This window comes from Micromonospora lutea, from assembly GCF_016863535.1.
GTDB lineage: Bacteria > Actinomycetota > Actinomycetes > Mycobacteriales > Micromonosporaceae > Micromonospora > Micromonospora lutea.
The window spans coordinates 1-611 of record NZ_BOPB01000061.1 but is presented as its reverse complement, the minus strand read 5'-3'; the positions used below and the strand labels follow the sequence as shown (position 1 = coordinate 611).

At 65.6% G+C, this 611-nt stretch carries 1 pseudogene; it reads left to right on the top strand.

Features of this window, described 5'->3' with window-relative positions:
* Positions 1-383: 383 nt before the first annotated feature.
* Positions 384-611 (top strand): annotated as a pseudogene (locus tag Vlu01_RS27345) (hypothetical protein); the annotation flags it as partial.

The window sequence follows — 611 nt, the reverse complement described above, 5'->3', positions numbered from 1 at the left end:
GGCACATAGAGAAGGCGGGGTCCTCCCTCACGGGAGGACCCCGCCGACACACCTTGGACGAGTTGGCTGCGGGGCCTACGCCACAGGCGTCCCATCAGGACCGATCTGAGCCCGCCCGGCCAAGTCGAGTGCGACGTCACCGGCCAACCCGAACGGGTCCACCCCGTACCTGTAAGTGGGTTCTGCTCGCATTTGCCCTCATAGTGAAGATAGCTCTCATACGGTGTTCTTCAGAAGCTACAACCGATTTGTAGCGAAGGGCGCCCGCCCATGGCGGAGCGGCCTTGTCTGATACAAGGAGAGGGCAGAGAACTCCGATGTCCAACTACCTTCGGAAGAACGACGCATTTGCGGGCACCTCGACACGCAGGAGCCGGCGCAAGGTGTTGCTCGCTTCCGGCGTTGCCGGACTGGTCAGCCTCGGCGGGGTAGGCGTCGCCACCTCCGCCGGTGCCGCCGGGCTCACCGATCTGAAATGGTCGACGGCCGAGCAGGTCACCAGGGACGACGCCGTGCAGCCGGACACTGCCGGGCCCGATGCCCGCGACGACCGTCACGGCAAGGGCAAGCGACCGAGCGACGACGCTCGCGGCAAGGACAGCGAACATGGC